The organism is Pseudomonas sp. SJZ078 (assembly GCF_007828255.1).
Taxonomy (GTDB): Bacteria; Pseudomonadota; Gammaproteobacteria; order Pseudomonadales; family Pseudomonadaceae; genus Aquipseudomonas.
Genome location: NZ_VIUG01000016.1, coordinates 97,751 through 124,265 on the forward strand (window position 1 = coordinate 97,751; position 26,515 = coordinate 124,265).

General features: G+C 63.7%; 20 protein-coding genes. 13 read left to right on the forward strand and 7 right to left on the reverse strand.

Features of this window, described 5'->3' with window-relative positions:
• The first annotated feature begins 3 nt into the window (after positions 1–3).
• The 9 genes from FBY02_RS15895 (at position 4) to tagQ (ending at position 13,952) form a co-directional block, all read left to right on the forward strand.
• Positions 4–1,308: a DotU family type VI secretion system protein gene (locus FBY02_RS15895; RefSeq protein ID WP_144929078.1), complete on the forward strand. Its 1,305-nt coding sequence runs from the start codon at positions 4–6 to the stop codon at positions 1,306–1,308.
• Positions 1,305–4,805 carry a type VI secretion system membrane subunit TssM gene (tssM, locus tag FBY02_RS15900; protein WP_144929081.1) on the forward strand — a complete coding sequence of 1,167 codons (3,501 nt, stop codon included), beginning with the start codon at positions 1,305–1,307 and terminating at the stop codon, positions 4,803–4,805. Before FBY02_RS15895 ends, tssM begins: the two co-directional genes overlap by 4 nt.
• A complete protein-coding gene (tagF, locus tag FBY02_RS15905) occupies positions 4,802–5,455 on the forward strand; it encodes a type VI secretion system-associated protein TagF (RefSeq protein WP_047698342.1) in 654 nt (217 codons plus the stop codon). Before tssM ends, tagF begins: the two co-directional genes overlap by 4 nt.
• The gene (locus FBY02_RS15910; protein ID WP_144929083.1) at positions 5,456–6,187 is read left to right on the forward strand and encodes a PP2C family serine/threonine-protein phosphatase; all 732 of its coding nucleotides are present in this window, start codon (positions 5,456–5,458) and stop codon (positions 6,185–6,187) included. It begins immediately after the preceding gene.
• Positions 6,184–9,282 (forward strand): serine/threonine-protein kinase, encoded by a 3,099-nt coding sequence (locus tag FBY02_RS15915; RefSeq protein ID WP_144929085.1) that lies wholly within the window; start codon positions 6,184–6,186, stop codon positions 9,280–9,282. The genes FBY02_RS15910 and FBY02_RS15915 overlap by 4 nt, the downstream gene beginning before the upstream one ends.
• Positions 9,282–9,998 (forward strand): ABC transporter ATP-binding protein, encoded by a 717-nt coding sequence (locus FBY02_RS15920; protein WP_144929115.1) that lies wholly within the window; start codon positions 9,282–9,284, stop codon positions 9,996–9,998. The genes FBY02_RS15915 and FBY02_RS15920 overlap by 1 nt, the downstream gene beginning before the upstream one ends.
• Positions 9,998–11,194 (forward strand): ABC transporter permease, encoded by a 1,197-nt coding sequence (locus FBY02_RS15925; protein ID WP_144929087.1) that lies wholly within the window; start codon positions 9,998–10,000, stop codon positions 11,192–11,194. The genes FBY02_RS15920 and FBY02_RS15925 overlap by 1 nt, the downstream gene beginning before the upstream one ends.
• Positions 11,187–12,932, forward strand: a complete 1,746-nt coding sequence (locus FBY02_RS15930; RefSeq protein WP_144929089.1) for an SUMF1/EgtB/PvdO family nonheme iron enzyme — start codon at positions 11,187–11,189, stop codon at positions 12,930–12,932. Before FBY02_RS15925 ends, FBY02_RS15930 begins: the two co-directional genes overlap by 8 nt.
• Before the next feature lie 84 nt (positions 12,933–13,016).
• On the forward strand, positions 13,017–13,952 hold the full coding sequence (tagQ, locus tag FBY02_RS15935) for a type VI secretion system-associated lipoprotein TagQ (protein ID WP_144929091.1): 936 nt from the start codon (positions 13,017–13,019) through the stop codon (positions 13,950–13,952).
• A 697-nt stretch (positions 13,953–14,649) separates the two neighbouring features.
• On the opposite strand, the gene FBY02_RS15945 is transcribed toward tagQ, so the two are convergent.
• Positions 14,650–15,027, reverse strand: coding sequence for a DUF6124 family protein (locus FBY02_RS15945; RefSeq protein WP_144929095.1), 378 nt, complete (start codon positions 15,025–15,027; stop codon positions 14,650–14,652).
• Between the two features lie 656 nt (positions 15,028–15,683).
• Here FBY02_RS15945 and FBY02_RS15950 point away from each other — a divergent pair.
• From FBY02_RS15950 to FBY02_RS15960, 3 genes are all read left to right on the forward strand, one after another.
• Positions 15,684–16,073, forward strand: a complete 390-nt coding sequence (locus tag FBY02_RS15950) for a hypothetical protein (protein WP_144929097.1) — start codon at positions 15,684–15,686, stop codon at positions 16,071–16,073.
• 277 nt (positions 16,074–16,350) lie between these two features.
• Entirely contained in the window at positions 16,351–16,734 is a 384-nt protein-coding gene (locus tag FBY02_RS15955; RefSeq protein WP_144929099.1) for a helicase, read from the forward strand.
• Between the two features lie 124 nt (positions 16,735–16,858).
• On the forward strand, positions 16,859–18,229 hold the full coding sequence (locus FBY02_RS15960; protein ID WP_144929101.1) for a hypothetical protein: 1,371 nt from the start codon (positions 16,859–16,861) through the stop codon (positions 18,227–18,229).
• Between the two features lie 189 nt (positions 18,230–18,418).
• Here FBY02_RS15960 and FBY02_RS15965 read toward each other — a convergent pair whose 3' ends face one another.
• The 6 genes from FBY02_RS15965 to exbB all read right to left on the reverse strand — a co-directional run bounded on the left by FBY02_RS15965 (position 18,419) and on the right by exbB (position 25,300).
• Positions 18,419–19,816, reverse strand: coding sequence for an aminoacyl-tRNA deacylase and HDOD domain-containing protein (locus tag FBY02_RS15965; protein ID WP_144929103.1), 1,398 nt, complete (start codon positions 19,814–19,816; stop codon positions 18,419–18,421).
• Positions 19,817–19,895: 79 nt separating this feature from the next.
• On the reverse strand, positions 19,896–21,971 hold the full coding sequence (recG, locus tag FBY02_RS15970; RefSeq protein WP_047702596.1) for an ATP-dependent DNA helicase RecG: 2,076 nt from the start codon (positions 21,969–21,971) through the stop codon (positions 19,896–19,898).
• Between the two features lie 9 nt (positions 21,972–21,980).
• Complete coding sequence (locus tag FBY02_RS15975) at positions 21,981–22,901, reverse strand: hydrogen peroxide-inducible genes activator (protein WP_041024076.1); 921 nt, start codon at positions 22,899–22,901, stop codon at positions 21,981–21,983.
• A gap of 237 nt (positions 22,902–23,138) precedes the next feature.
• Positions 23,139–23,897, reverse strand: coding sequence for an energy transducer TonB (locus FBY02_RS15980; protein ID WP_144929105.1), 759 nt, complete (start codon positions 23,895–23,897; stop codon positions 23,139–23,141).
• Positions 23,894–24,322 (reverse strand): TonB system transport protein ExbD, encoded by a 429-nt coding sequence (gene exbD, locus FBY02_RS15985; RefSeq protein WP_003206888.1) that lies wholly within the window; start codon positions 24,320–24,322, stop codon positions 23,894–23,896. Before exbD ends, FBY02_RS15980 begins: the two co-directional genes overlap by 4 nt.
• Before the next feature lie 6 nt (positions 24,323–24,328).
• Positions 24,329–25,300 carry a tonB-system energizer ExbB gene (gene exbB, locus FBY02_RS15990; RefSeq protein WP_144929107.1) on the reverse strand — a complete coding sequence of 324 codons (972 nt, stop codon included), beginning with the start codon at positions 25,298–25,300 and terminating at the stop codon, positions 24,329–24,331.
• A 186-nt stretch (positions 25,301–25,486) separates the two neighbouring features.
• On the opposite strand from exbB, the gene FBY02_RS15995 reads away from it, so the two are divergent.
• Positions 25,487–26,344: an NAD-dependent epimerase/dehydratase family protein gene (locus FBY02_RS15995; protein ID WP_144929109.1), complete on the forward strand. Its 858-nt coding sequence runs from the start codon at positions 25,487–25,489 to the stop codon at positions 26,342–26,344.
• Positions 26,345–26,515 lie beyond the last annotated feature (171 nt).

Sequence of the window (26,515 nt, forward strand, 5' to 3'; positions counted from 1 at the left end):
GCGATGAGCAACGACGATCGTACCCAGTTCATGCCAACGCCCGGTGGCCGTGGCGCGGACCCGTTCCGCCCGGATGCCGGACGCCCTCAGCCAGCACCCGCGCCGCTGTCGATGCCGGCCGCGCCGGTGCTGACCGGCAAGGCCCAGGGCCTCAATCCGCTGGAAAGCGCCGCCGGCCCGCTGTTGGCCCTGCTGACGCGCCTGCGCAATACCATCGCGCACCCGGCCCCGGCCAGCCTGCGCGCACAACTGCTGGCCTACCTGCGCCAATTCGAAGAGCGCGCCGAGGCTGCCGGTGTGGTGCGCAACGACGTGCTGCTGGCCCGCTACGCCTTGTGCACCGCGCTGGACGAAGCGGTGTTGAGCACCCCCTGGGGCGGCACCAGCGATTGGGGCAAGCAGAGCCTGCTGATCACCGTGCACAACGAAGCCTGGGGCGGCGAGAAAGTGTTCCAACTGCTGGAGCATTGCCTGCAAAGTCCAAGGGAACGCTTGTACCTGCTGGAGCTGCTGTACCTGTGCATGTGCCTCGGTTTCGAGGGGCGCTACCGGGTGATGAACGACGGTCGCAGCCAACTGGAAGCGTTGCGCGAGCGCACCAGTGCGGTAATCCGCAGCGCCCGGGGCGACTACGAGCGTGAACTGTCGCCGCACTGGCGCGGTGTCACCGTGGCCCGCGATCGGCTGGCGCAATTCATGCCGCCGTGGATCGCCGTGGCCATCGGCGCGGCCTTGCTGCTGGCGCTGCTGTTCGGCCTGCGCATGAAACTGGCTTCCGATGCCGAACCGGTGTTCAAGAACATTCACTTCCTGGGCGAAATTCCGGTACAGACCATCGACCGCCCCGTGGTGCAGCCGAAAGTGGTCGAGCGCCCACGCCTGGCAGGCTTTTTGGCCGATGAAATCCGCGCCAATCGAATTGCCGTGGAAGACGCCGTCGACCGCTCGGTGGTGACCATCCGTGGCGACGAGCTGTTCGCCTCGGGCAGCGCCAGCATCAAGGACGATTTCCAGCCGCTGATGCTGCGCATCGCCGATGCGGTGCGCAAGGTCAAGGGCCAGGTCCTGGTCACCGGCCACAGCGACAATCGGCCGATCGCCACGTTGCGCTTCCCGTCCAACTGGGCGTTGTCCGAAGCGCGGGCGCAGTCGGTGCTGCAGATTCTGGCGGCCAAGACCGGCCAGCCCGAGCGCTTCAGCGCCGAAGGCCGCAGCGACACCGAACCACTGGCGTCCAACGCCACCACGGAAGGGCGTGCACGCAACCGTCGGGTTGAAATCACCGTATTGGCGGAGGGAGTCGAGTGAAGGCGTTTTTCAGTTTCATGATCCGCTGGGTCATCCCGTTGCTGGGGCTGATTGCCCTGAGCCTGATCATCTGGTTCGTCGGCCCGCTGCTGGACTGGCTGGTGCCCGAAGGCCGGCGCTGGGCGTTGATCATCCTGGTGTTCGCGGTGTGGATCGCCTACCGCGTGTTCCGCATCATCCAGGCCCGCCGCCAGGCCGCCGAAGTCATGCGCAGCCTGGCCGAGCAGACGCCACCGGACCCCACCAGCATCGCCACCGCCGAGGAACTCGAAACCCTGCGCCAGCGCATGGACGAAGCCCTGGCGCTCTTGAAGAAGGCCAAGCTGGGTGGTGACGAGCGCCGTAACCTCTACGAGCTGCCGTGGTACGTGATCATCGGTCCGCCGGGTTCGGGCAAGACCACTGCGTTGGTCAACTCCGGGCTGCATTTCCCGTTGGCCGCCCAATTGGGCGCCGGCGCGGTGCGTGGCGTAGGCGGTACGCGTAATTGCGATTGGTGGTTTACCGATCAGGCGGTCCTGCTCGACACCGCCGGACGCTATACCACCCAGGACAGCGATGCGACGATCGACAAAGCCGCGTGGCTGGGCTTCCTGGGGCTGTTGAAAAAACAACGGGCCCGGCGTCCGATTGACGGTGCGTTCATCGCCATCAGCCTGTCCGACTTGCTGCTGGGCAGCGACGCCGAGCGCGCCGCCCATGCTGCGGCGATCCGCCTGCGTATCCAGGAGCTGTACACCCAGCTGGGTGTGCGTTTCCCGGTCTACCTGATGCTGACCAAGCTCGACCTGGTACCCGGGTTCATGGAGTACTTCGACAGCCTGAGCAAGGAAGAGCGCGCCCAGGTCTGGGGCATGACTTTCGCCCTGGACGATGGCAAGAGCAACGACAGTCCGCTGGCGCACCTGCAAAGCGAATTCGCCGGCCTGGAACAGCGCCTCAACGACCGGCTGGTGGAGCGTCTGCAACAGGAGCGCGACCCGGCGCGGCGTGATCTGATCTACGGTTTCCCGCAGCAGTTCGGTGCCTTGAAGGATTGCCTGCAAAGCTTCCTCGACGGCGTGTTCAAGCCCAACGCTTTCGAAGAGCGCGTGTTGCTGCGCGGTGTGTATTTCACCAGCGGCACCCAGGAAGGCAGCCCGATCGACCGCCTGATCGGTTCCATGGCCCAGAGCATGAACCTGGACCGCCAGCATCTGGCGCGCCAGACCGGCACCGGGCGCAGCTACTTCATCGAAAAACTGTTCACCGCCGTGGCCTTCGCCGAGCGTGGTCTGGTGGGCGTCGACCCGAAGGTCGAGCGTCGGCGCAAATGGATCGCCCGGGGCGTACTGGCCTCCACCGTGTTGGTGGTGTTGGTGGTCAGCACGTTGTGGTGGGTCAGTTATCGCGCCAACCAGGCCTACATCGCCCAAGTCGACCAGAAGGTCGCGCCACTGGGCCAGACCGTGCAGAACCTCAGCCCGGCACAGCGTGACGTGCTCGCGGTGCTGCCGTTGCTCAACGCTGTGAAACACCTGGCGGGCGATGCGCCGGATTGGGCCGAGGGCCTGGGTCTTTACCAGGGCGACATGCTCGAAGCCGAATCCGGCAGCGTCTATCGCAAGTTGCTGATCGCGGTGTTCGCGCCGCGCCTGCTGACGCGCATCGAAGAGCAACTGCACAGCGGCGGCAATTCGGATTTCCTCTACGAAGGCTTGAAGGCCTACCTGATGCTCGCCGACACCGAGCATTACGATGCCGACTTCATCAAGGCCTGGATCGCCCTGGATTGGGACCGCAGCCTGCCGCGGGATTTGCCGGCCGAGCAGCGCCAGGCCCTGACCGCGCATTTGCAGGCACTGTTCGAGCGCCGTCCACCCCTCGCGCGCCTGGACCAGCGCCTGGTCGAAGACCTGCGCCGCCAGTTGCAGCAATTGCCAGTGGCCCAGCGGGTTTACGATCGGATCAAGCGGCAAAAACTGCCCGAAGGCATCCCGGACTTCCGCATCAACGAGGCCGCCGGGCGTGACGCCGCGCTGGTGTTCAGCCGCAAGAGCGGCAAGCCGTTGGGCGAGCCGCTGAGCGGGTTCTTCACCGTCAAGGGTTACCGCCAGGGCTTCTTGCTCACCAGCCTGAGCCAGACCGGCACCCTGGCCGAAGAGCAATGGGTGCTGGGCCACGAAGAGGCCGATCAGCAGAACGTTGCCAGCCTGGCCGCCGATGTGCGCCGGCTGTACTTCCAGGACTACCAGCGCCAATGGGATGCCTTGCTCGCCGACATCGATTTCGTGCCGATCACCAGCGTGGCCCAGGCCGCCGATGTGCTGCGGGTGATCTCCGGGCCGACCTCGCCGTTGAAAAAACTGTTGGTGGCGGTGGCGAAGGAAACCGACCTGCAACAGGACGAACGCCTGCTGGCCGCCCAAGGCGCGCCGGTGGAGGGCGGCGTGGACAAGCTCAAGGAGCGCCTGGGCAGCTTGCTCGGCCAGGAACAGGCGACGCAAAACGCGCCGCAGGCCAGCGATGATCCGATCACGGCGCACTTTGCCGAGCTCAATAGCATTGTCAGCAAAAACGACGGTGAACCGGCCGCCATCGATGGCCTGCTGGCCGACATGAACGCGCTGTACGTTCAGGTCAGTGCCATGGTCGGCGCCAGCGGCGATGCCTTGCTCGGCGAGGCCAAGAACCAGGCCGCGGCCGCCGCCACCCGGGTCAGCCTCAACGCCGAGCGTCAGCCGCCGTTGGTGCAAGGGCTGGTCAAATCAGTGGTCAATTCCACCACCAACAGCATGATGGGCGGGGTGCGCAATCAACTGAACGCCGCCTGGACCAGCGAAGTGGTGAACATCTACCGCCAGTCCCTGGCCGGGCGTTATCCAATGTCGCCGGGCAGTGCCCGGGATGCGACCCTCGATGACTTCGGCCAGTTCTTCGGCGTCGGCGGGGTGATGGATAACTACTTCCGTAAGTACCTGCAACCCTACGTCGACACCTCTACCCCGACCTGGCGCTGGCAGCCGGGCGCGGCACAGAAGCTCGGCATTGCCCCTGGCGCGCTGCAGACTTTCCAGCGCGCGGCGGCCATTCGCGATGCGTTCTTCCGCTCCGGCGGCACCCAGCCGATGGTGCGCTTCGAACTCAAGCCGGTGGCGATGGACTCGACCATCACCCAATTCCTGCTCGACCTCGACGGCCAGCAGTTGAGCTACGACCACGGCCCGAGCCGTCCGACCGCCATGCAATGGCCGAACCCGGGCAGCATCGGCGTGGTGCGGATCTCCATCATGCCGCCGTCTTCCAGCGGTCGTTCCGGTATCACCCTGGACGGGCCGTGGGCCTGGTTCCGCTTGCTGGAGCAATCGGATCTGACCGCCGGCAACTCGCCGGATCGCTTCAACCTGCGGCTGCGGGTCGATAACGCCAGCGCCTCTTACGAGCTGCGGGCCAACAGTGCCTTCAACCCGTTCAGGAGCCGCGTGCTCAGCGGCTTCAGCTTGCCGGAGCGGCTATGAGTACAGCGGGTTTCTATGGAAAGTTGGCCAGCCGTGGGGATTTTGTCAGCCGTGGCTTGCCCCAGAGCTTTATCGGTCCGTGGGACTCGTGGCTGGCGGCTGGCTTGCTCGCCAGCCAGACCAGCCTCGGCGAGCGTTGGCTGGACGCCTATCTTGTCAGCCCGCTATGGCGCTTCATGGTCGCCCCCGGCGTGTGCGGGCCGGACGCTGCGGTTGGGGTGGTGATGCCGAGCATCGACCGGGTCGGCCGTTATTTTCCGCTGACCGTCGCGGTGCTGCTGGAGCCCGATGCAGACCCGGCGTCGGTGGTTGGCGGTGCGGACGAATGGTTCGAGCGGGTGGAGAACCTGCTGCTGAGCACGTTGAGTGTAGAAGCCACGTTCGAAGCCTTCGGCGCGGAGCTGGAAAACCTCGGCAGCCCGATGTTTTTGCCACGGGTGCCCAGCAGCCGGTTTGCCAGCCTGCATCGCTTTGATGCCACCGACCCGCAGCGGCGCATGAGCGCCCTGGCCGAGTCGGCCTGCGAAGGGGCGAGCCTGTGGTGGGGCCAGGGATCGGAGCGCATTGCCCCGGGGTTGATGCGCTGTCAGGGATTGCCGGCAGCCGCTGATTTTGCGCAATTTTTGCTCGGCCAAGAAGGTGTTGTATAGATGCGTCCAAGTGCCGGAAAAGCAATCAAGTCTGCAAGCAAGAGCCATGTCGGCATGGTTCGCCAGGTCAACGAAGATGCGTGTCTGGACCTGCCGGAAAACGGCCTCTGGGTGGTCGCCGACGGCATGGGCGGGCATGCGGCGGGCGACTACGTCAGCAGCCTGATCGTCGACAGCCTGCGCAACATTGCCGTGGGCCGTTCGTTGGACGAATACGTCGCGGCGCTGCAAAGCGACCTGCTACGGGTCAACGCCGCCGTGCGGGAAGAAACCGCCAACCGTGGCGTGACCATGATGGGCAGCACCGTGGTGGTACTCGCCACCCGTGACTTGCGCGGCATGTGCCTGTGGGCCGGCGACAGCCGCCTGTACCGCCTGCGCGATGGCGTGCTGGAAGGCATCTCCCGAGACCACAGCTACGTCCAGGACCTGCAGGACAGCGGCCTGCTCAGCGAAGCCGAAGCCCGGGTGCATCCACGGGCCAACATCGTCACCCGCGCCATTGGCGTCGAGGCGCAGTTGAACGTGGCGATGACCGAGCTGCTGTTGGTACCGGGCGACAGCTATCTGTTGTGCAGCGACGGGCTGACCAAGACCGTCGAAGACGAAGAAATCCGTGAAGTATTGAGCCACGACGAACCCGGCGAAATCGCCAGCAGCCTGGTCTCCCTGGGCCTGATGCGCGGCGCCCCGGACAACATCACCGTGGTGGTTGTGAAGGTGCCGGCATGAACCCCGTTTCGAACATCCAGATCCCCGGCTACGACATCGACGGCGAGATTGGCGAAGGCGCGATGGCCAGCGTTTACCTGGCGACCCAGCGCTCCCTGGAGCGCAAGGTGGCGCTCAAGGTCATGGCGGCCGCATTGGCCGCCGACCCGACGTTCTGCGAACGTTTCCTGCGCGAAGGCAAGACCCTGGCGCGTCTGTCGCATCCGCACACCGTGACTATCCATGACATCGGCAATGTCGGTGAGCTGTATTACATGGCGATGGAATACCTGCCCAACGGCACGCTCAAGGAGCGCATCGCCGCCGGCCTGTCGCCGGAGCAGGGCCTGGTCTACATCCGTCAGATCGCCTCGGCCCTGGGGTATGCCCATGGCCTGGGCCTGGTGCACCGCGACGTCAAGCCGGCGAACATCCTGTTCCGCGCCGATGGTACGGCGGTGCTCTCGGACTTCGGCATCGCCAAGTCCCTGGATGACCGCACCCAGTTCACCCAGGCCGGTTTCGCGGTGGGCACGCCGAGCTACATGAGCCCGGAGCAGGCTCGCGGACAGGATATCGACGGCCGCGCCGACCTGTATGCCCTGGGGGTGGTGCTCTACGAAATCCTCGTCGGCAAGTTGCCGTATACCGGCAACGATGCGCTGTCCACGGCCCTGGCTCACCTGACCGAACCACTACCGGAACTGCCGGTGCACCACGGCCGCTACCAGGATGTGTTGCGCAAGCTGTTGGCCAAGGACCCGGCGGAACGCTTCCCGGATGCGGCGGCGTTGTTGCGGGCGCTGGATAACCTACCCCAGGACTCCGAAGCGACGCTGATCCGGCCCATGCCGATCCCCGTCCCGCCCGTTGCGAAGGCCGATGACCTGGCGGGATTGACGCCGATGTCCATCGACATCCCGAGCGGTCCGGCGCAGCCGCAATCGCAACCCCGGCCAACCCCGCCACCGGTGAGCCCACCTGCGCGGCCGGTCGTTGCGCCATCGCGCAAACCCCCGGTATTCGCCCTCGCCGCCGTTGCGGTGGCCGTGACGCTGGCGTTGGGCGGGGCGGGTTATTGGTGGCTGTCCGGCGACTCCGGCAAAAAAGACACGAAGACGCCGATAGCATCGACCTCATCGACCAAGCCACCGGTGAAGACGCCTGACGCGCCGCCGGTGAAAACCCCTGATACCACGCCGGCCCAGCCGCCCGTGTCGCCGCCGCTGAATCCGCCCGTGGCGACCCAGGCCGATGGCGGCCAGCGTCCGCTGTTGATGGCCGGCAAGAAAACCCTGTTCCAGCGGGTGCTCAGCAAACCGGGGGCGACGCTCGTCGACGAACCGGGTGCCGCGCCCGGCAAGGCCCTGCCGGCGTTTTCCGTGCTCTACGTGTACCAGCGCAAAGACGTCAACGGCAGCCCGTGGGTGCGCGTCGGCGCTGCCACCGACGGACGCAGCGACGGCTGGCTGCCGGCTGCCCAGGTCAGCGACTGGAAACAGAGCCTGGTGCTCAAGTTCACTGAACGCTCGGGTCGCGCGCCGGTGATGTTCCTGCGCCAGCCCGGCGAAGTGGAAAAGCTGCTGGCTAATCCTTCCAACGCCAAGAATGTGCTGCTCAAGGCCCAACAGAACCCGACGGACAACCAGCAGGTGCTGGCCCTGGAACCGGCGGCCAGCGCCGTGCCGCAGAACCAGTTCTACCTGTTACCGATCTTCGATTCGCGCGAGAGCTTCGACGAGAACGGTCAGCCTGTGCAGTTGTTGAACGTGGCCTCCATCGACCCCGGCAGCACACCTCGGGCCGCGTCCAACAACACGCCGATCCTGACCGCCAACGCCGATGCGTTCCGTACCGCCGTGGTGCTGGTGGTGGACACCACCGTGTCCATGCAGCCCTACATCGATCAGGTGCGCGACGTGGTTCACGAACTGCAGACCCGCATTGCCGAGCGTGGCGAACTGGACAGCGTCAGCTTCGGCTTGGTGGGTTTCCGCAGTAGCGTCAAGAAAACTCCAGGCCTGGAATACGTCGCCAAGACCCTGATCACCCTGGAACAGGGGCGCGACCCGCAACGCTTCCTGGACCTCGCACGGCAGGTCAAGGCCTCCACCGTGTCGAGCCATTCGTTCAACGAAGACGCGTTTGCCGGCGTGATGGAAGCGGTGGAGGGCATGGACTGGTCCGGCTATGGCGGACGCCTGATCCTGCTGATCACCGACGCCGGCGCCCTGCGCAAGAACGACCCGTTTGCCGCCACACAGATGAACGAAGCCGAAGTGCGTCAGGCGGCCCTGGGCAAGCAGATCAAGATCTACGCCTTGCACCTGCTCAGCGACGCCGGCAAGAAAACCCATGCCGGCGCCCAAAGCCAATACCGCACCCTGACCGCCGACGCCAACCCGCAGATCGGTGACCTGTACATTCCCGTCGCCGGCGCGGATGTGCGCAAGCTCGGCGAGCGGGTGGACGAGATCGGCTCGGTGTTCGCGGATCTGGTGCATCAGGTGCGCAGCAACAAGCCGCAAAGCGTTCCGGCGCTGGGCGCCGCACCGAGCCTGGCCGACAAGTCGGCGGCCGTGGGCTACGCGATGCACATGGATTTCCTTGGCCGCAAGACCGCCAGCCAGGCGCCGCAACTGGTCAGCGCCTGGACCGCCGACCGCGACCTGACCAACCCGGCGCTGCCGGCGTTCCAGGTCTGCGTGATGCTGACCAAGCTGCAGCTCAACGACCTGCAACAGTCGCTGAAACTGATCGTCGACGCGGCCCGCAAGACCCAGAGTTCGCCCAAGGATTTCTTCCAGGAAATCGCCAGCGCCAGCGCCTACATGAGCCGCGACCCCTCGGCCTTGCGCAAGGGCGGCAACCTGGCCGACGGCGGCATCCTCGGCGAGTACCTGGAAGGGCTGCCGTACCGCAGCAAATCGCTGAACATGACCCAGGACCTGTGGTTGTCCTTGAGCGTGGCCGAGCAGGAAGACTTCATCGACGAGCTGGATTCGAAAATCCGCCTCTACGAAACCTTCCACAACGACCTCGCCAACTGGGTGCGCTTCGGCGATGCCGAGCCAGGCGATGCGCTGTACCGCGTTCCATTGTCGACCTTGCCATGATGCTGAGCCTGAGCGCGGTGCACAAAAGCCGGGGTGCCGGCAGCCAGCGCTACAGCCTGGTGATCCCACGGCTGCAGCTGCGTGCCGGTGAGCAACTGGCGCTGGTCGGCCCCAGCGGCTGCGGCAAGAGCACCTTGCTGGACATGCTGGCGTTGGTGCTGGCGCCGGATCAGGCCGGGCAGTTCGACTTTACCCCTGCCAATACGCCGTTGGACATTGCCCGGCTCTGGCGAGGCGCCGAGCAAAGTGAGCTGGCGCAGCTGCGCAGCCGGCACCTGGGTTATGTGCTGCAAACCGGCGGCTTGCTCGGGTTCCTGAGTGTGCGCGGCAACATCGAATTGTCGCGCCAACTGCTCGGTTTGAAGGATGACGGCAGCGTGGCGCGCCTGGCCGGGCAACTGGATATTGCCGATCAACTGGACAAGAAACCGGCGGACTTGTCCGTTGGCCAGCGCCAGCGGGTCAGTTGTGCCCGGGCCTTGGCCCACGGTCCGCGACTGCTGCTGGCGGATGAGCCGACGGCGGCCCTCGACCCGTTGAACGCCGAGCGGGTCATGCAATTGCTGGTGACCCAGGCCCGCGACAGCGGCGTGTGCTGCGTGGTTGCCACCCACGATGAAGCCCTGGCCCGTGCCAGCGGCTTGCAGGTACGGCGCATCAGTTGCCGTCGCGACGTCGACGGCGGTGTCACCGCTACCCTTGGGGAGGCTTGCTGATGCGCGGCGCGCTGGTGGCTTCCCTGGCCTGGCAGGACTATCGCAACGACGCCTGGCTGTCGGCCTGCTCGGTGCTGGCCTTGGTGGCGGTGGTGGCGCCGTTGCTGGTGCTGTTCGGGCTGAAATTCGGCCTGGTCAGCAGCCTGACCGAGCGCCTGCAGAGCGACCCGGCCATCCGGGAAATCATTCCCCTGGGCGGCGGTCGCTTCAGCGCCGGGTTCATCGAACAGTTGGGCCAGCGCGGCGACGTGTCGTTCGCCTTGCCGCGCACCCGGCAGATCGCCGCGACGGCGGATCTGAACAATGCGACAGCGGCCGTCACCGTCGAGATGATTCCCACCGCCGCCAACGACCCCTTGCTCGAACACCTGCCGTTGCCCCAGGGCCTGGACGAGGTGGTGCTGAGTCAGACCGCTGCCGAAAAGCTCGGCGCCAAGGCTGGCGATTGGTTGCAGGCCAGTTTCGGCCGGCAAGTGGCCGGTCGCAGTGAGGCGCAGCGGACCCGGGTGCGGGTGCTGCACGTGTTGCCGCTGGAAGCCTTCGCCCGTGATGGATTGTTCGCGCCACTGGCCTTGCTGGAGGCGGCTGAGGACTACCGCGACGGGCGTGCCGTGCCCGCGTTCGGCTGGCCGGGCGATGCGGTGGGCATGGCCGGGCAGCGCGTCTACCCGGCATTTCGCTTGTACGCCCGCAGCCTCGGCGATGTGGAGCCGCTGCGGCAGTATTTTGCGGCGCAGAATCTTTTGGTGTCGACCCAGGCCCAGACCATCGCACAAGTGCAATCGTTGAGCCGCAACCTGTCGATCGTGTTCTGGATCATCGCCGGGTTGGCGTTGGCGGGGGCGTTCGCAGCGATTTTTGCCGGGGCGCTGGCGGCGGTCGAGCGCAAGCGGCGGGAGCTGTCGGTGTTGCGCCTGTTGGGAGTATCCACCGCCGCGCTGCTGCTGTTCGTGGTGCTGCAAGCGCTGTACAGCGCCAGCTTCGCGGCTCTGTTGAGTGCCGGGTTGTACGGCCTGGCGCAGTCGGGCCTGAATCATTTATTTGCACAGATGCCGGGCGAGTACGCCAGCCATCTACTGCCGCGTCACTACGCCCTGGCCCTGCTGGCCGTGCTCGGCGTCAGCGCCGTGGCGGCGGCCTGTGGCGGCTGGCGCGTGGCGCGCATCCAGGCTTCTGAAGGAATTCGCGATGTATAAGTTACTGGGCGCCGCCGTGGCGCTGAGCCTGGCCAGTCTGGCGGCTCTGAGCAACCTGGCAAGCGCTGATGAAGGCAGCGACAAGCTGGACAACCCCAAGCCGTTGCCCGATGACGTCAGCCTGCCGCTGCCGTGTGACGGGCAGATGGTGTTCCGCTACGTCTATATCCTCGCCCAGGGCACCCTGGACGACCGCGAGATCAGCCTGGGCTACCCGTTCAGCGAAGGTGAGGCCGGCTACCAGCAGTCGTTCATTTCCGGCTACCGGCGCGACTTCATCAACGGCCAGTTCACACTCAAGGACCTGCCCAAGGACTGGAACAAGACCATCACGCCGTTGATGCCCAAGACCGACGCCCAGACGCCGCTCAAGCCGATGCTGTATTTCATCGGTAAATACGAAGTCACGGCGCGTCAGTACGCCCAGGTCATGGCCCAGGCGCAGTCCCTGGCCAGCGGCGAACCGGCACCGGCCTGCGAAACCCTGCAAGCCGAGCTGCCCCAGGGCATGGCCGGGCGCTTGCCAAAGGTAAAACTGTCGAAGTTCGAGGCCGAGCGTTTTTCGGCGGTGTACAGCGCCTGGTTGATGAAATACCACAAGGATCTGCTGCCGGTGAGCGGTCGCGGCACCTCCGCTGAAGACGGCGGGTTGGGTTTCGTGCGCCTGCCCACCGAAGTCGAGTGGGAATTCGCCGCCCGTGGCGGGCAGGCCGTCAGCCGCCAGGACCTGGAAGGACGACTATTCCCACGGCGTCTGGAAGGCAGTGAAAGCGACGGGCCATTGGCCGATTGGGCGGTGTTCAACCAAGTGGCCGGCGGCACGGGCCAGGCGGCGCGACTGATGCCCATCGGCACCAAGTTGCCGAACCCCATCGGCCTGTTCGACGTGATCGGTAACGCGGCCGAGATGGTCCAGGAATCTTTCCAGCTGGTGCATTCCGGACGACGCCAGGGCGCCTACGGAGGGTTCGTGGTCAAGGGCGGTAACTACCTGGAAGGCGAGGGCACGCTGTTTACCGGCATGCGCCGCGAATACCCCTTGTTCGCCGCCGATGGCACCGAGCAGAGCAACGAAACCACCGGTTTCCGGGTGGCCGTCGGCGCGTTGTCGGCACCGCGTTCGCGCTACAAGGAACTGTTCGCCCAATGGCAGAAAGAAGGCCGCCTCGCGTCCCTGACCGATGCCATCGACGACGTCCAGGATCCGACCAAGCGCCTGGACAGCATCATCGCCGCCAGCGTCGACCCGCGCCTGCAAGCCGAGCTGGGGCTGGTCAACGAAGAGCTCAAGCGCAACGTCTCGCTCATCGCCCAGCAGCGCGAGGAAGCAGCCGGCAACCTGATCCAGTCGGCGGCCCTGGTGGCCGAGACCGTCAACAACTACAACATCCGCCTGACCAATCTGCAGCGCAGCCACCAGGCGGCGGTGGACGCCAAGGACGATGCCAGCGCGCAGCTGTTCGCCACGGCCATCGACAACGGCCGCAGCGCGCTGGATGGCGCGGTGGCGATCTATATCGACAACCTGGCGACCGGCACGCGTTACACCGATGCCGTGATCCAGGCGCAGTTTCAACGCATCAAGGAGGAGATGGAGCGCAAGCCGGTACTGGGCAAGAGCCTGGTGGCGCGCGCCACGTTATTCGTTCGTCATGTCGGGGATTATCGTCAACAAAAACGAGCCGACCCGGCGGCGATATTGAAGGAATTGCTGGCAACGAGCGCCCTGCGGTCTTGAGTGCTCAATGTTGGCAAGCTTGGAGGGAACCCAGGCGGCGTCGGGCCGTGCTGGGTTGGTCAAAACTTAAAAGAGAACACAACTATGCTTTTCTCCCGTAAACCTTCTGCTTCGGTTTCCAAGCGTCATTTGCTGATGGTCGCTGTCGGCTTCAGCACCGTACTGACCGGTTGCGCGACATCGCCGACGTCCAAGGTCGCGTCGAGCACCAAGGTCGAGTACTACCCGAACTGCTACGAGCCGGTGCAACACCTGCGTGCCACCGAAGGCAACATGACCCAGTCGGTCATCACCGGTGCCGCCGTCGGCGCAGTCGGCGGTGCGCTGCTGGGCGTCCTGACCGCCGACAAGGAAGACCGTGGCCGCAACGCCGCCATCGGTGCCGCGGGCGGCGCCCTGGCCGGTGGCGCAGTGGGTTACTACAACGAGCGCCAGAAGCAGATCGCCGATGACAACCAGCGCATCGCCTCCTACGCCGCCGACGTCAATAAGCGTGTGGGCGACATCGACCGCAGCACCGCCTACGCCAAGGCTTCGCAGCAGTGCTACCAGAGCGCGTTCACCAAACTGGTCGCTGACCGCAAGGCCAAGACCGTCAACGACACCGAAGGCCGCAAGCGCCTGGCGGAAATCGTCGCCGGCCTGAAAGAGTCCAACGACCTGATCGTCGCGGTCAACGGCAAAGCCTCCGAGGACCTGAACAACTACACCCAGGCCTACGAGAAAGACCTGCAGCAAGTGGGTGTGCAGCGCACTGACGTGGTCACCGTGGCAACCGCCGAAACCACACCAGTCGTGGCGCCAACCAGCAAGACCAAGAAAGCCGTGAAGCCGGCGAAAAAGCCTGTGCTGCCAACCGTGCCGAAAGAAGCGGTCACCACCGAGAAAACCCTGCAGACCGCCAAGGCCAAGCAGGATGAAAGCAAGCAGGTCGCCAGCGCTGGCACCACTCAGGTCAACAGCATGTGCAAAAACCCGGACCTGGGCGACTGGGCACCGGTTCCTTGCCCGAATGTTTGATTGAGTGATTGCTGCTGATCACGCCTTTGCCGGGGTGATCAGCGCATGCAGAACTTGTGGGAGCGGGCTTGCTCGCGAATGCGTCGGTTCAGTTGGCATCTGTGTTGCTGACCCACCGCTTTCGCGAGCAAGCCCGCTCCCACAGTTGTTTTGTGTGTATCGCAATATCAGCAGCAACCTAGATCTCCTGTGGGAGCGAGCCTGCTCGCGATGGCTGCTTTATTGAATACATATCCATTGCTGCGGTAACGGCCACTGGCGGTTCCGCCCTTACGGCGGGTCACTTTTGGCAAACGCCCCAAAAGTAACCAAAAGGTCTGTGCCCCACCACTCGGCACCTCGCCTGGGCGAGGTGTTCCCTCACTCCGGCATTGCTCCGTGGGCCCGCCGCGAAGGGCCATCCATGGCCCAGCGCGGCTATCCCGGCATCCATGCCGGGATGCCCACTACGCAATGCCTGCGTTCGGCCAGCGTGGTTAATGGGGCCTTAAGATCAAAAGCAAAGCAAAGCAAAGCAAAGCAAAAGCAAAGCAAAAGCAAAAGCAAAAGCAAAAGCAAAGCAAAAGCAAAAGCAAAAGCAAAAGCAAAAGCGAGGCGGCCTGATGGCCGGCCTATCTTTCCCGGCCATACCGCGATCCAATTGTGGGAGCGAGCCTGCTCGCGATGGCGTCGGCCCGGCTTGCATCGTCGCAAGGCTTTATACCGTGGCGTTCTGCGCCGTCTCCCGTGTTTCCAGATCATCCAACGCTCGTTCAACCAGCAACTGAACCCCATCGGCCATGCGACTGATCGCCAGGGCGATGCAGCGGCGTGAGTCGTCGACGTCATCGGCCAGGTCGGCGGCGATGGTGCTGATCGATTGCAGGTCTTCGGAGGCGTTGGCCAGTAGGGTTTCGGTGTCGATGTTGGGGGCGACGATGAAGAGCTGGTGCTTGTCGGCTTCAGGCGGGGAGGGTTGGGGGTTGAGGTAGTAGTCGAGGGCGCGGGTGGCGGCGTCTTCGTGCTTTTTGGCTTCGAGGGCTTCGACGCGGGGTTTATGGCCGCTTTGGGGCGGATTAGGTGTGGGCTTGAACATATTTATGTACCAGAGTTGGGGTTGCCATCCTTTCGCTTGCATTCGAAGAGGTGGCAACTGTGCGTAGGTGTGCAAGACCGGTCCGGTACCGCCGGCAGACCCGAAGGTCTCCCACGCACAATCGCCATAACGGACGCGAGCATAGAAAAATGCTCGGTCAATAGCCATAACCAATTGCGTACCGAACCGGACTTGCACGTCCGTGTCACCGCTTTTTCCGATGACGGAAAGAGGTTAGCGGCGCTTCAGAATGCTGCCTAGTTCATGAACAGCCCGGCGTATTGAAGGAAATGTCCGAGGGTTTGGCGAGGGAAAAGAGCAAAAGATCGCAGCCTTCCGCAGCTCCTACGGAAATGGATGTAGGAGCTGCCGAAGGCTGCGATCTTTTGATTTTAGGTTTGGTGACTGAGCAGGGAACGAGCCTGCTCGTGCTGGCGACCTGTCAGTTCCTACAGGTGACACCCATCTGTATAGATAGTTGAATGATGTCTCCACGGGTTTGAGTCATGACTCACTGTCGCCCGTTACCGTCATGCTGCGGTGCCGCTCGCCCCGACGCCTTGCCTGACGACAACAGCCATGCGTCAAAAGAGCCGTATTCGCAGGAAAGGACGCTGGTTTAGCACATTGGCACCTTATCAAGGACGGCCGGAAAAATGGACATCAAGCATTCGATCCACGTCATAGCCATGCTCCTTGCGTTTTCCATGCAGCACACGAACGCCGAGACGGCGACAGCCCTGGCTCCAACCCCCGAGCCAGCCACCCAGGACGCGCTGCCTAAAGCGACCCTTCCGGCTTCGGACACAGTTCCTGTGGCCAACACCACGGCGCAGGTCTGGAATAAAAGTAAGATCCCCATCGTGGTCAGCCAGAAAGGTCTGTCTCAGAAAGTCGAGCCGACGCAGAGTTATAACAGCGAAAGTTATCCTCAGGTTCCCATCAATATCCTGGTGCCGGATGATAGCCCTTCCCCCATCAAATACATCACCGTGACGGGCCAGAAAGGGGCTTGTACGGTGCCTGTCTGCATTTTTGTTCAATGAGCCGGACTTCCACTGTCGATCTGCTCAATGTTCCGGCTCCGTGTACCGGGCCGGTTCGTGGCGAGGGAAAAAGTCCCTCGCTCAGGCTGGCTAACGCGGTCAGCCAGGAGCCTGGACTGCAAGGATCGAAAAAAAGATCCCTCGGTGCTGTACCGTGACTTAGCAGTCATCTTTCAAGAAAACACGTCCATCTCCCGCCAACGCGATCCGATGATGGCGTTATTCCGAAGAATCGCTAAACTGCCCAGCCATTCATCTTTCTGACGAGGCTGTGCCCATGAAATTTCGTTTTCTGCTGTGGATGCTGGGGTTATTGATGGGCAAGGCCAGCCGGACCAATCCAGCCTTCCAGCAGCAGTTGGGTGACAAGGAGCTGGTGTTCCAGCTGCAAACCCTGGACGGCAAGATCGCTCGGCATTTCACCGTGAAGAACCAGCGCATCACCAGCCAGTCCGGCACCTACCCAACCCCGGCCTTCGCCATCGCTTTCAAGGACGCCGCCTATGGCTTCGCCACGATGCAGGCCAAGAACAAGCAGTTAGCGTTCATGACAGGGATTCAAGACAAGTCGATCCAGATCAAGGGCAACCCAGCGCTCGTGATCTGGTTCCAGGGGCTGACCAGGTATCTGAAGCCGAAGAAGGCCAAGCCTAGGACGTAAGAGCTTTGGCTTGATAAGCCAGCAAAATGGCTGCCAATGACAATCGGCCTGCTAGTTCCTACAGGTGCGGGTTCGCTCGTTTAGGCGCTTCATCAAAGCTTGATACTTTGACGGAGCAAAAATCATGGCCGGTTCCATTCACCCCGCAGAAAACCCCGGTACGTTGGACCCGACCTTCGCCGACGGTGGCGTACTGACGCTGCCGACCCCCGAATTCACTGGATACTTCACGCAAGCCATCCTGCCGCTAGCTGAAAACAAACTGCTGATTGCCATGCTCTTGCCGGGAGAGCCCGCCGCCATTGGGCTGGCCAAAGTGGACGAGGATGGATTGATCGATATGGGGTTTGGCGAAGCCGGGACAGGCCTGGTGGAATTCTCCATAGAAGGTCTGGACCTGGACCTCTACCAACTCTGTGCCCTGAGCGAGGGTGGATGGCTGGTGATCGGTCAATTTTCATCGATCGATCATAGCGGCGCTTATGTGTTGCGTTACTTGCCGGACGGGCGGCTGGATAGTTCCTTTGGCCAGGACGGTGTGCGCCTGCTTCCGTACCACAATGAGCCAAAGGGTGGCAGTCAAAAAGGGGGGGCGGCGACTTTCAGTCAGCGGGACCGGGAACCTTCCGCACAAGGGCCGCGATCTTCTGGCAATAAGGGCGCCTCTGCGGTGGTGCAGTTGGATGGAAAGATCGTTCTGCCCAGTGCGAGATATGTCGACGGCGACCCGTCCCAATGGCAATGGGTGGTGATTCGTCTTAACCCGGATGGCTCTACTGACGACACCTTTAACGGGAGTGGATTCGTGGTAATCGAACTCCCGGGTGTCGCCCGTAACCCTACCAGTGTCAGGGGGGTTGCTGTTCAAGATGATGGCAAGGTGCTGGTTTGCGGGGAGTATTTCCAAGACGCTCCGGCTTCCAGAGGTGTCTACGTGATGCGTTTGGATGTCACGGGTAGCCTCGATATGAGTTTCAATGGCGGCGTCGGCGTTGTGACCGTTGCGGATACCAATTTCGTTTATGCGAATGCAATGGCGCTAAGAGAAAACGACGGGGCGATCGTTATTGCAGGGGAGATTTGGCGCGACCAACACCGTCATGGGCTGATGTTCGTGTTAAGTCGCGATGGATTCTTCGATTTTTCTTTCAATGGCGGGCAGCCACTTTTCTCCAGGTTGGTACCTCAGGGGCAAGATTGGCGTCGCTGCATATGGCAGGCAGACGGTTCCATCCTTGTCGCGGGCACTGTCGGCAGGGGCGTGGTTGAAGAGAAAGTGTTCGCGCTGACAGCGCGTTTCAACTCTGATGGTTCGCTGGACTCCACCTTCAATGGCAGCGGTTTCGTGCTTTTTGACGAAGACGGACAGTATGAAACGGTCGAGGATATGGTGCTGATGTCAGACGGGCGGATCGTCGTTTGCGGTTTGGCGTGGTTAACCGGTCCAGGTTGGCCCCACGTCGGTGGAAGCTGGATCGTTCGCTATCTGGTTTGAGTGCTCAGAAAAATCATGATTCGCCCACTAGGTAATCATGACAGATGAACGGATCGTGATCAGTGGTTTTGAAGTCGTCGGTGGCTCCGGATATGAGTGGATTCTACGTTACTTGGGTTAAACCGCCTGCGGTACCTCTTGCGAGCGAAGCCGCTCTCACTGGGCTGGAAAACCCAATGAGAGCGGTATTCAACCATGAAACTGCGAAGCCAACTCCCGCAACAACACTTCAGCTTCCAGCACTTTGCTGACCACGTCGTTAGCCTTCTCCCGCGTCAAACCCACACGCTCAAGCAGCGCATCGGGAATTTCTTCGTCCGGGCCGGAGCCGACGCTACGGGCTCGCAGCAGGCGCACGGCCAGGCACACCAGGTTCGGATAGGCGGCGTACTCGCCATCATAGTGCGGGTCGTGCTGGAAGCGCAGGGCGGTGGCCAGTTCGTCGGGCATGTCCCAATAGCGCATCAGCCAGGCGCCGATCTGTTCGCGGCTGATGCCTAGCAGGTGCTGCTCCACGTAGCTGTGGCACAGGTGCGGGTTGACCTCCAGGTGGCGGCAGATCAGCGAGAGGTGCGGTGGGAACACGTGGGCCAGCAGCAAGTAGCCGAAGTTGTGCAGCAGGCCGGACAGGTACGTCAGGCCGCCTTCCGGGCGCTGGGCGCGGGGCATGGCACGGGTCAGGCCTTCGATGACGGCGGCGGTGTAGATCGACTGCTGCCAATACGGCGTGGCGTGTTGCGGGTGGTCCTTGGGCAGGCTCAGGGTCTTGCCCAGGGCCAGGCCCAGCGCCAGGTTGATCACCAGGTCGAAACCCAGCACCCGGACGATGGCGTCTTCCACCGAACGGATCTTGCCCGGCGAGGCGTAGTACGGCGACGCGGCCCAGCTCACCACCTGCGCGGCCAGGGCCGGGTCGGTTTCGACGACTCCGGTGATGTCATCGATGGTGGCGTCGGGATCGACCCGCAGCTTGATGATTTTTTGCGCGGTTTCCGCCAGCGGCGGGATCTCGATGGTTTCTTCCAGCCGTTGCTGGATCCGGCGCGCGGTGAAGGCCTGCATGGCCTGGGTGATTTCCGCGCGGTCGTCGTGCGGGCGGTCCAGGTTGGGGGTGATATTGCTTATGGGCTCGCCGAACGTCGCGGCGCTGGCCTTGGTAAGCATGCTCTTGAAGGCCTCGCTGGTGACTTCCAGCAGCACCCCCGGCTCGCCTGAGTGGATCAGCAGCTTCGGTTCGCGCAGCAGGCTTTCTTCGTACAGGCACGGCGAGCTGGTCAGTGCCGGCAGGCCGGGCAGCAGGCTCAGGTTGTGTTTGCCGAGCATGCGCTCCAGGCGTTCGGTCGGTACCGCCGTGAGTTTGCGACCGGTAAGTTCTGCCAGGCGGTTGAGGTCCAGGAGCTGGCTTTGTGGAAACAACACCATGAGCGCGCCGACGGCGTCGTGCAGCAGAACCGCCTGCACCTTGCGGGCGGGGTTCAGGCTCGGTCGCTCGATCACTTCGTCAAAGCCGATGTCTAATTTCTCGAGCAACTGCCGAATCACTGACGGAGCGTGCGGAATTTCGGGGGCGAGGGCAGCTTCAGTCATGGTCTGTATCCGTTTTCCTACAAGTGCAGCAGTATAACCAGCTTGCTGACGCAGGTGCGCCCGGAAACTGCGAGCGTGCTCACACTTGGCCGTATTGCTGCCCGTGGCGCAGCCAACGGTCCAGCAGTGGGCTGACATGGTCGGGCCAGCGTTCCAGCAGAGCCTGGGCGGCGTCGCGTACCGCAGGAAGCAGATCGGCGTCGCGCATCAGGTCGGCTACCTTGAATTGAAGCAGACCAGTCTGGCGCGTGCCGAGCATTTCACCGGGACCGCGCAACTCGAGGTCTTTTTCGGCGATGACGAAGCCGTCATTGGTTTCACGCATGATACCCAGGCGCTGGCGGCCGATCTGCGACAGCGGCGGATGATACAGCAGCACGCAATGACTGGCGGCGCTGCCCCGGCCAACCCGGCCGCGTAGCTGGTGCAGCTGCGCGAGGCCCAGGCGCTCGGGGTTTTCGATAATCATCAGGCTGGCGTTGGGCACGTCCACGCCGACTTCGATTACCGTGGTGGCGACCAGCAACTGCAGGGCACCGGCCTTGAATTCGGCCATGACGGCGGCCTTCTCGGCGGGTTTCATGCGGCCGTGGATCAACCCGACCTTCAACTCACCAAGGGCGGCGGTAAGGTCTTCATAGGTACTTTGCGCGGCCTGGCAGGTCAGCTCTTCCGACTCTTCGATCAACGTGCAGACCCAGTAGGCCTGCCGACCTTCGGCACAGGCGCTGCGCACCCGCTCGATCACCTCGACCCGCCGGGTGTCGGTGACCAGCACGGTATTGACCGGGGTACGCCCGGGGGGCAGTTCGTCGAGAATCGAGGTGTCGAGGTCGGCGTAGGCGCTCATGGCCAGGGTCCGCGGAATCGGCGTGGCGGTCATGATCAACTGATGCGGGCACATGCGCCCGCCCACGCCTTTCTGGCGCAGGGCCAGGCGTTGTTGCACGCCGAAGCGGTGTTGTTCGTCGATGATCACCAACGCCAGGTTCTTGAACTGCACTTCGTCCTGGAACAGCGCATGGGTACCCACCACCATCGGTGCGCCTTCGGCGATCTGCGCCAGGGCTGCGGTGCGGTTCTTGCCCTTGAGCTTGCCGGCCAGCCAGGCGACTTCGATGCCCAACGGTTCGAGCCAGCGCTGGAAGGTGATGAAGTGTTGTTCGGCCAGAATCTCAGTGGGCGCCATCAGCGCCACCTGGTAACCGGCCTCCAGGGCCTGGAGTGCGGCGAGGGCGGCGACCACGGTCTTGCCCGCGCCCACATCGCCCTGGATCAACCGCAGCATCGGCTCGGGTTGGCTCAGGTCGTAAGCGATTTCGTTGCCGACCCGTTGCTGGGCGCCGGTGGGCGTGAAGCCCAGGTTGGCCAGGTAGCGCGCTGGCAGGTCCCGCGCCTTGGGCATGGCCGGGGCGCGCAGCGAACGCAGGCTTTCACGCAGGCGTTGTTGCGACAGTTGATGGGTCAGCAGTTCTTCGAAGGCCAGCCGGTGCTGGGCCCAGTGATGACCCAGGGCCAGCTCCTCGACATCGGCATCGGCGGGCGGATGGTGCAGGTAGCGGATCGCATCGGCCAGCGGCGCCAGTTGATAGTCCCGGGCCAGCTCCTTGGGCAGCCAGTCGGGCAGGCTGCTGGGACCCAGCAGGGTCAGGGTCTGCTGGCAGAGCTGGCGCAGGCGTTGTTGGGTCAGGCCTTCGGTGAGCGGATAGACCGGGGTCAGGGTTTCGTCCACCGGCGGCGGTTCGTCGCCGGTGATGGCTCGGTATTCCGGGTGATAGATCTCCAGCCCCGACGCTCCGGGCCGCGCCTCGCCGTAACAGCGCACGCGGGTGCCACGCTTGAGGCCTTCCTTCTGCGCATTGCTGAAGTGATAGAAGCGCAGGCTGAGCCCGCCGGTGCCGTCCTGCAGGCGCACCACCAGGCTGCGGCGACGGCCCATGACCACGTCGGCGCCGCTGACGGTGCCTTCGATCACCGCGTCCTGCCCGGGCCGCAAATGGCCGATGGGCACCACGCGGGTGCGGTCCTGGTAACGCAGCGGCAGGTGGAACAACACGTCCTGGAGGTTTTCCAGACCGACCTTGGCCAGTTTCTCGGCCATGGCTTCACCGACACCCTTGAGGGTCGTGACCGGTACCTTGGACAGCTCAGTCATGGCCGAGGCTTACTTGGCCGAAGGCGGCTTGGCCACGGAACACAGGCGGATCGAGTCGGCGAGGATCTCGATGGCCTTGGGCCGCGGGAAACTGGCGCGCCAGGCAATGGCAACGGTGCGGAATGGCACGGGCGCCGTCATCGGCCGGACTTCGATCACCCCAGGGGCATAGTGGTGGCTGTCCACCGCGGACAACGGCAGGATCGAAATGCCCAGGCCCGACGCGACCATGTGGCGGATGGTTTCCAGGGAGCTGGATTCTACCGTGGTGTGCTTGGCGCCTTCGCTGCCCTTGGTCAGGGTCGGGCAGGCTTCGAGCACCTGGTCACGGAAACAGTGGCCCTCGCCGAGCAACAGCAGGCTCTTGTCATTGAGCAGGCCAGCGTCGATGGTCTTTTTCTGGGTCCAGGGATGCTGGGCCGGCATCAACACGTAGAACGGCTCGTCATAGAGCGGCAGGGTCAGCACGTCGGCTTCGTTGAAGGGCAGGGCGATGATGATCGCGTCCAGCTCGCCGTTGCGCAGCTTGTCGCGCAGCACGTGGGTGAAGTTTTCTTCGATGTACAACGGCATCTGCGGGGCGACCCGGTGCAGTTGTGGGATCAGGTGCGGAAACAGGTACGGGCCGACGGTGTAGATGGCGCCGACTTTCAACGGAGCGGTCAGCTGATTCTTGCCGGCCTGGGCCAGTTCGCGGATGCCTTGGGCCTGCTCAAGCACTTTCTGCGCCTGGGCCACGATGCCTTCACCCACCGGCGTCAGGCGCACGGCACTCTTGCTGCGCTCGAAGATCAGCACGCCGAGCTCATCTTCCAGCTTTTTCACGCCCACCGACAGCGTCGGCTGGCTGACATGGCAACGCTCGGCCGCATGGCCAAAGTGCTGCTCTTGGGCGAGGGTCACGATGTAGCGTAATTCTGTGAGGGTCATGGCGAGCGTCCGTGAAGTTGCGAGCCAAGCATACCGGCTGCAATCGATAGACGCACGTTATCAGACTGCGGGCGCGGTGTGACACTGTCCAATGTTTCTGTGGCGAGGGGATTTATCTGTGGCGAGGCAGCCCGTGACGCTCTGCGTCACACCTGCTCGCGGCGCGCCAGAGCTGGAACGCGGAGCGTCCCTTGAGGCATTCCCACGCGGAGCGTGGGAACGATCACAGCCAGGGGCTCAGCGCCGACGCTTCTCGATGGAGTACACAAACGGCGCCACGATTTCGACGGAGCCGTTGGTCAGCATGTCGGCCGGTGGCTTGGGCAGCGGTTGGGCGTCGCGGATCATGTCCAGAGTGGCCTTGTCCAGGGACTCGGTGCCGGCGCTGTCCACCAACTTGAACGACAGCACGTTACCTTCGGCGTCCACCACGAAGCGCAGGCGGTTGGTGCCTTCCTTGTTCATCTGCCGGGCCCGCATCGGATACTTCTTGTACTTGGCCAGGTGCGCCAACAGCGTGCCTTGCCAGTTGGCCTTGGCCGCCATTTGCGCCGGCGACGGGCCAGGGGCCGGTTGTGCGGATTTTTCGCTCGGGGCCTGGGTCGGCTGGGTGTCGCTCGGCTTCTTCTCCGACGGCTCTTCCTTCGGCGGCTCGGGCTTTTTCTCTTCCACGGGCTTGGGCTTGGGCGGTTGAGGCTTCGGCTTGGGCTTGACCGGCTTGGGCACGGAGATTTCCGGCTTCGGCGCTTCGGCGAGTTTCGGCAACGGCAGCTCTTCAACTGGCTCCGGCGGCCGCGGCGGCGTGACGACTTTCGGCGGCGCGGGCGGTGGCGGGGCCGGCAACGGCGCCAGCTCGACCATCATGGCCTGGGGCGGCAACTCGATCGGCGGGCGCGACGTCCAGTTCAGCGCCAGTGCAATGGCGAGCGCATGCACGCCCAACACCACCGCCAGACTAGCACCGTAACGCGTCAGCTTTTGGCGCGTCGTGATCATTTTTTCGGCGCCGTCTCGAGTCCGACCAGGCCGACCTTCAAGTAACCGGCACCGCGCAGAGCGTCCATCACACTCATCAGGTCGCCGTAGTCCACGCCCTTATCGGCCTGGAAAAAGATCGTCGTGTCCTTCTTGCCCTGGGTCTTGGCGTCGAGGGTGGCGCCGAGGGTTTCGGCCTTGACCTCGTCTTCGCCCAGGAACAGGCGCTGGTCGGCCTTGACGCTGAGGAACACCGGTTTCTCGGGGCGCGGCGATGGCTTGGCCGTCGACGCCGGGAGGTCAACCTTGATGTCCACGGTCGCCAGCGGTGCGGCCACCATGAAGATGATCAACAGCACCAGCATCACGTCGATGAACGGCGTGACGTTGATTTCGTGGTTCTCGGCCAGATCGTCGTCTGCGCCTTCCTTCAAATGCAAGCCCATGGCTGATTACCCCACTTTCACCATGTGCGGTTGCGAGTTGCGCTCGGTCGGCTGGTGGTCGAGGTCGCGGCTCACCAGCAGCAGCACCTCGGCCGAAGCGTCGGACACCTGGGCCTTGTAGCCGGCAATGGAGCGGGCGAAGACGTTGTAGATGACCACCGCAGGAATGGCCGCCACCAGCCCGAGGGCGGTTGCCAGCAAGGCTTCGGCGATGCCGGGGGCGACGACGGCGAGGTTGGTGGTCTGGGTCTTGGCGATGCCGATGAAGCTGTTCATGATGCCCCACACGGTGCCGAACAGGCCCACGAACGGCGCCGTCGAACCGATGGTGGCGAGCACGCCAGTGCCGCTGCTCATGTTGCGACCGCAGGCAGCCACCAGGCGCTCAAGGCGGAAGCTCACGCGTTCCTTGATGCCTTCCTTCTCGCGGCTGTTGGCCGACAGGCGCATTTCTTCGAGCGCGTCGTGCACCAGCAGGTTGGCGAGGGTGCCTTCCTTCGCTGCCGTAGCGCTGGCTTCCTTGAGGGTGGCGGCTTTCTTCAGGGCCGCGATTTCACCGCGCAAGCGACGCTTGGCACCCATCAGCTCGAAGCCTTTGGCGATCCAGATGGTCCAGGTGATGACCGAAGCGATCGCCAGGCCGATCATCACCAGTTTCACGATAATGTCGGCGTTCTGGTACATGCCCCATGGGGACAGGTCGTGGGCCATGCCCAGGGAGTTGTCGGCCTCGAGCACCTCAGGGGCGTCGGCTGCCACGGCTTGGGCCGGTTCGCCGACCGCTGGCGTTGCCACGGGGGCGGCGGCTTCGGCTGGCGCCTGGGTGGCGGCCGGCGCGGTGGCTGGGGTCGTGGCCGGCGTCTGGGCGTCGGCGAACGCGGCGGCCGGAGCCAGCAGCAGGCTGCACAGCAGGGCGGCCACGGCGCCCCAGGCGCGAGGTCGGTTGGTTGGCGAAGCGGAGGATAGAGAGCGATTCATGCTGGCCGGACCTGAGAGTAAAGAAGTCGATGTTCTTCCAGGCCTCGTGAGGCCGAGAACAAAAGCGGGGTGCATTATTGCAAGTAATTCTTGTTAACAAAAGTAATACAGTATCTTTTTTTCCTGCATTCCTAGCCGCCCGTCTCTTCCGCACGCTAGTCTGCGGCTTTACCCGAGGAGAGCTCGATGTCCGTTTCTTCTGTTTTGATCGCCGGTTGCGGTGATATCGGCGGCCGCCTCGCCAGCCAATTGCTGGTCGAACATTGGCAGGTCTATGGCTTGCGGCGCTCGGTTGCGAGCCTGCCGGCGGGGGTTATCGGGGTGGCGGGGGATTTGTTCAGCGCCCAATGCCCAGCCGCCTGGCCGACCGGGCCGCTGGATTACCTGGTGTACAGCGCCGCCGCCACCGACCATGACGAAGCGGGCTATCGGGCGGCGTATATAGAAGGGTTACAACATGTGTTGGGCTGGCTGAAGCAGCACGGCCAACAGCCCAAACGGCTGCTGTTCGTGTCCAGCAGCAGCGTGTATGGGCAGAAAGCCGGGGAGTGGGTCGATGAAACCTCGCCCACCGAGGCCAATGGCTATTCCGGTCGGTTGATGCTAGAAGCCGAGCAACTGGCCCTCGACAGCGGCATCCCGGCCAGCCGTGTACGCCTGACCGGCATCTACGGCCCGGGCCGCGAATGGCTGCTGAGCCAGGTGCGCCAGGGCTATCGCGTGGTGATCGACCCGCCGCTGTACGCCAACCGTATCCACGCCGACGACGCGGCAGGGCTGCTGGCGTTTCTGCTGGAAGCGGATCGCCAGGGCAAACCCCTCGACGACTGCTACATCGGCGTCGACGACGCCCCCGCCGCGCTGGCCGACGTGGTGGCCTGGCTGCGCGATTACATGGGCGTCACCGAATGGGCCGAAGACGCCAGCGTTCGCCGCGCCGGCAGCAAGCGCTGCAGCAACGCCCGCGCCAAAGCCCTGGGCTGGACCCCGCGCTACCCAAGCTTTCGCGAAGGCTATGCGGCGATTCTGGAAGGGCGCTGCTGACACCTGTGGGAGCTAGGCTTGCCCGCCCACCCCAGATCTCGGCTGAACACAACATCCATACTCACCACCACTCCCCCCTGTGGGAGATTCTATGGTGCAGGGCTAGCCCCTAAATGCCTTTTGGTAAATATTCGCTCTGGTTCTTCAACAGAGCGAATACCACTCGGGCAA

Excerpts from the sequence above, each read along its gene's own strand:
- FBY02_RS15925 (WP_144929087.1), top strand. The coding sequence starts at position 9,998 with ATGCGCGGCGCGCTGGTGGCTTCCCTGGCCTGGCAGGACTATCGCAAC.
- FBY02_RS15930 (WP_144929089.1), top strand. The coding sequence starts at position 11,187 with ATGTATAAGTTACTGGGCGCCGCCGTGGCGCTGAGCCTGGCCAGTCTG.
- tagF (WP_047698342.1), top strand. The coding sequence starts at position 4,802 with ATGAGTACAGCGGGTTTCTATGGAAAGTTGGCCAGCCGTGGGGATTTT.
- FBY02_RS15955 (WP_144929099.1), top strand. The coding sequence starts at position 16,351 with ATGAAATTTCGTTTTCTGCTGTGGATGCTGGGGTTATTGATGGGCAAG.
- FBY02_RS15975 (WP_041024076.1), bottom strand. The coding sequence starts at position 22,901 with ATGACCCTCACAGAATTACGCTACATCGTGACCCTCGCCCAAGAGCAG.
- FBY02_RS15895 (WP_144929078.1), top strand. The coding sequence starts at position 4 with ATGAGCAACGACGATCGTACCCAGTTCATGCCAACGCCCGGTGGCCGT.
- FBY02_RS15920 (WP_144929115.1), top strand. The coding sequence starts at position 9,282 with ATGCTGAGCCTGAGCGCGGTGCACAAAAGCCGGGGTGCCGGCAGCCAG.
- FBY02_RS15980 (WP_144929105.1), bottom strand. The coding sequence starts at position 23,897 with ATGATCACGACGCGCCAAAAGCTGACGCGTTACGGTGCTAGTCTGGCG.
- FBY02_RS15995 (WP_144929109.1), top strand. The coding sequence starts at position 25,487 with ATGTCCGTTTCTTCTGTTTTGATCGCCGGTTGCGGTGATATCGGCGGC.
- exbD (WP_003206888.1), bottom strand. The coding sequence starts at position 24,322 with ATGGGCTTGCATTTGAAGGAAGGCGCAGACGACGATCTGGCCGAGAAC.
- FBY02_RS15965 (WP_144929103.1), bottom strand. The coding sequence starts at position 19,816 with ATGACTGAAGCTGCCCTCGCCCCCGAAATTCCGCACGCTCCGTCAGTG.
- FBY02_RS15945 (WP_144929095.1), bottom strand. The coding sequence starts at position 15,027 with ATGTTCAAGCCCACACCTAATCCGCCCCAAAGCGGCCATAAACCCCGC.
- tagQ (WP_144929091.1), top strand. The coding sequence starts at position 13,017 with ATGCTTTTCTCCCGTAAACCTTCTGCTTCGGTTTCCAAGCGTCATTTG.
- FBY02_RS15915 (WP_144929085.1), top strand. The coding sequence starts at position 6,184 with ATGAACCCCGTTTCGAACATCCAGATCCCCGGCTACGACATCGACGGC.
- FBY02_RS15960 (WP_144929101.1), top strand. The coding sequence starts at position 16,859 with ATGGCCGGTTCCATTCACCCCGCAGAAAACCCCGGTACGTTGGACCCG.
- FBY02_RS15910 (WP_144929083.1), top strand. The coding sequence starts at position 5,456 with ATGCGTCCAAGTGCCGGAAAAGCAATCAAGTCTGCAAGCAAGAGCCAT.
- exbB (WP_144929107.1), bottom strand. The coding sequence starts at position 25,300 with ATGAATCGCTCTCTATCCTCCGCTTCGCCAACCAACCGACCTCGCGCC.
- recG (WP_047702596.1), bottom strand. The coding sequence starts at position 21,971 with ATGACTGAGCTGTCCAAGGTACCGGTCACGACCCTCAAGGGTGTCGGT.
- FBY02_RS15950 (WP_144929097.1), top strand. The coding sequence starts at position 15,684 with ATGGACATCAAGCATTCGATCCACGTCATAGCCATGCTCCTTGCGTTT.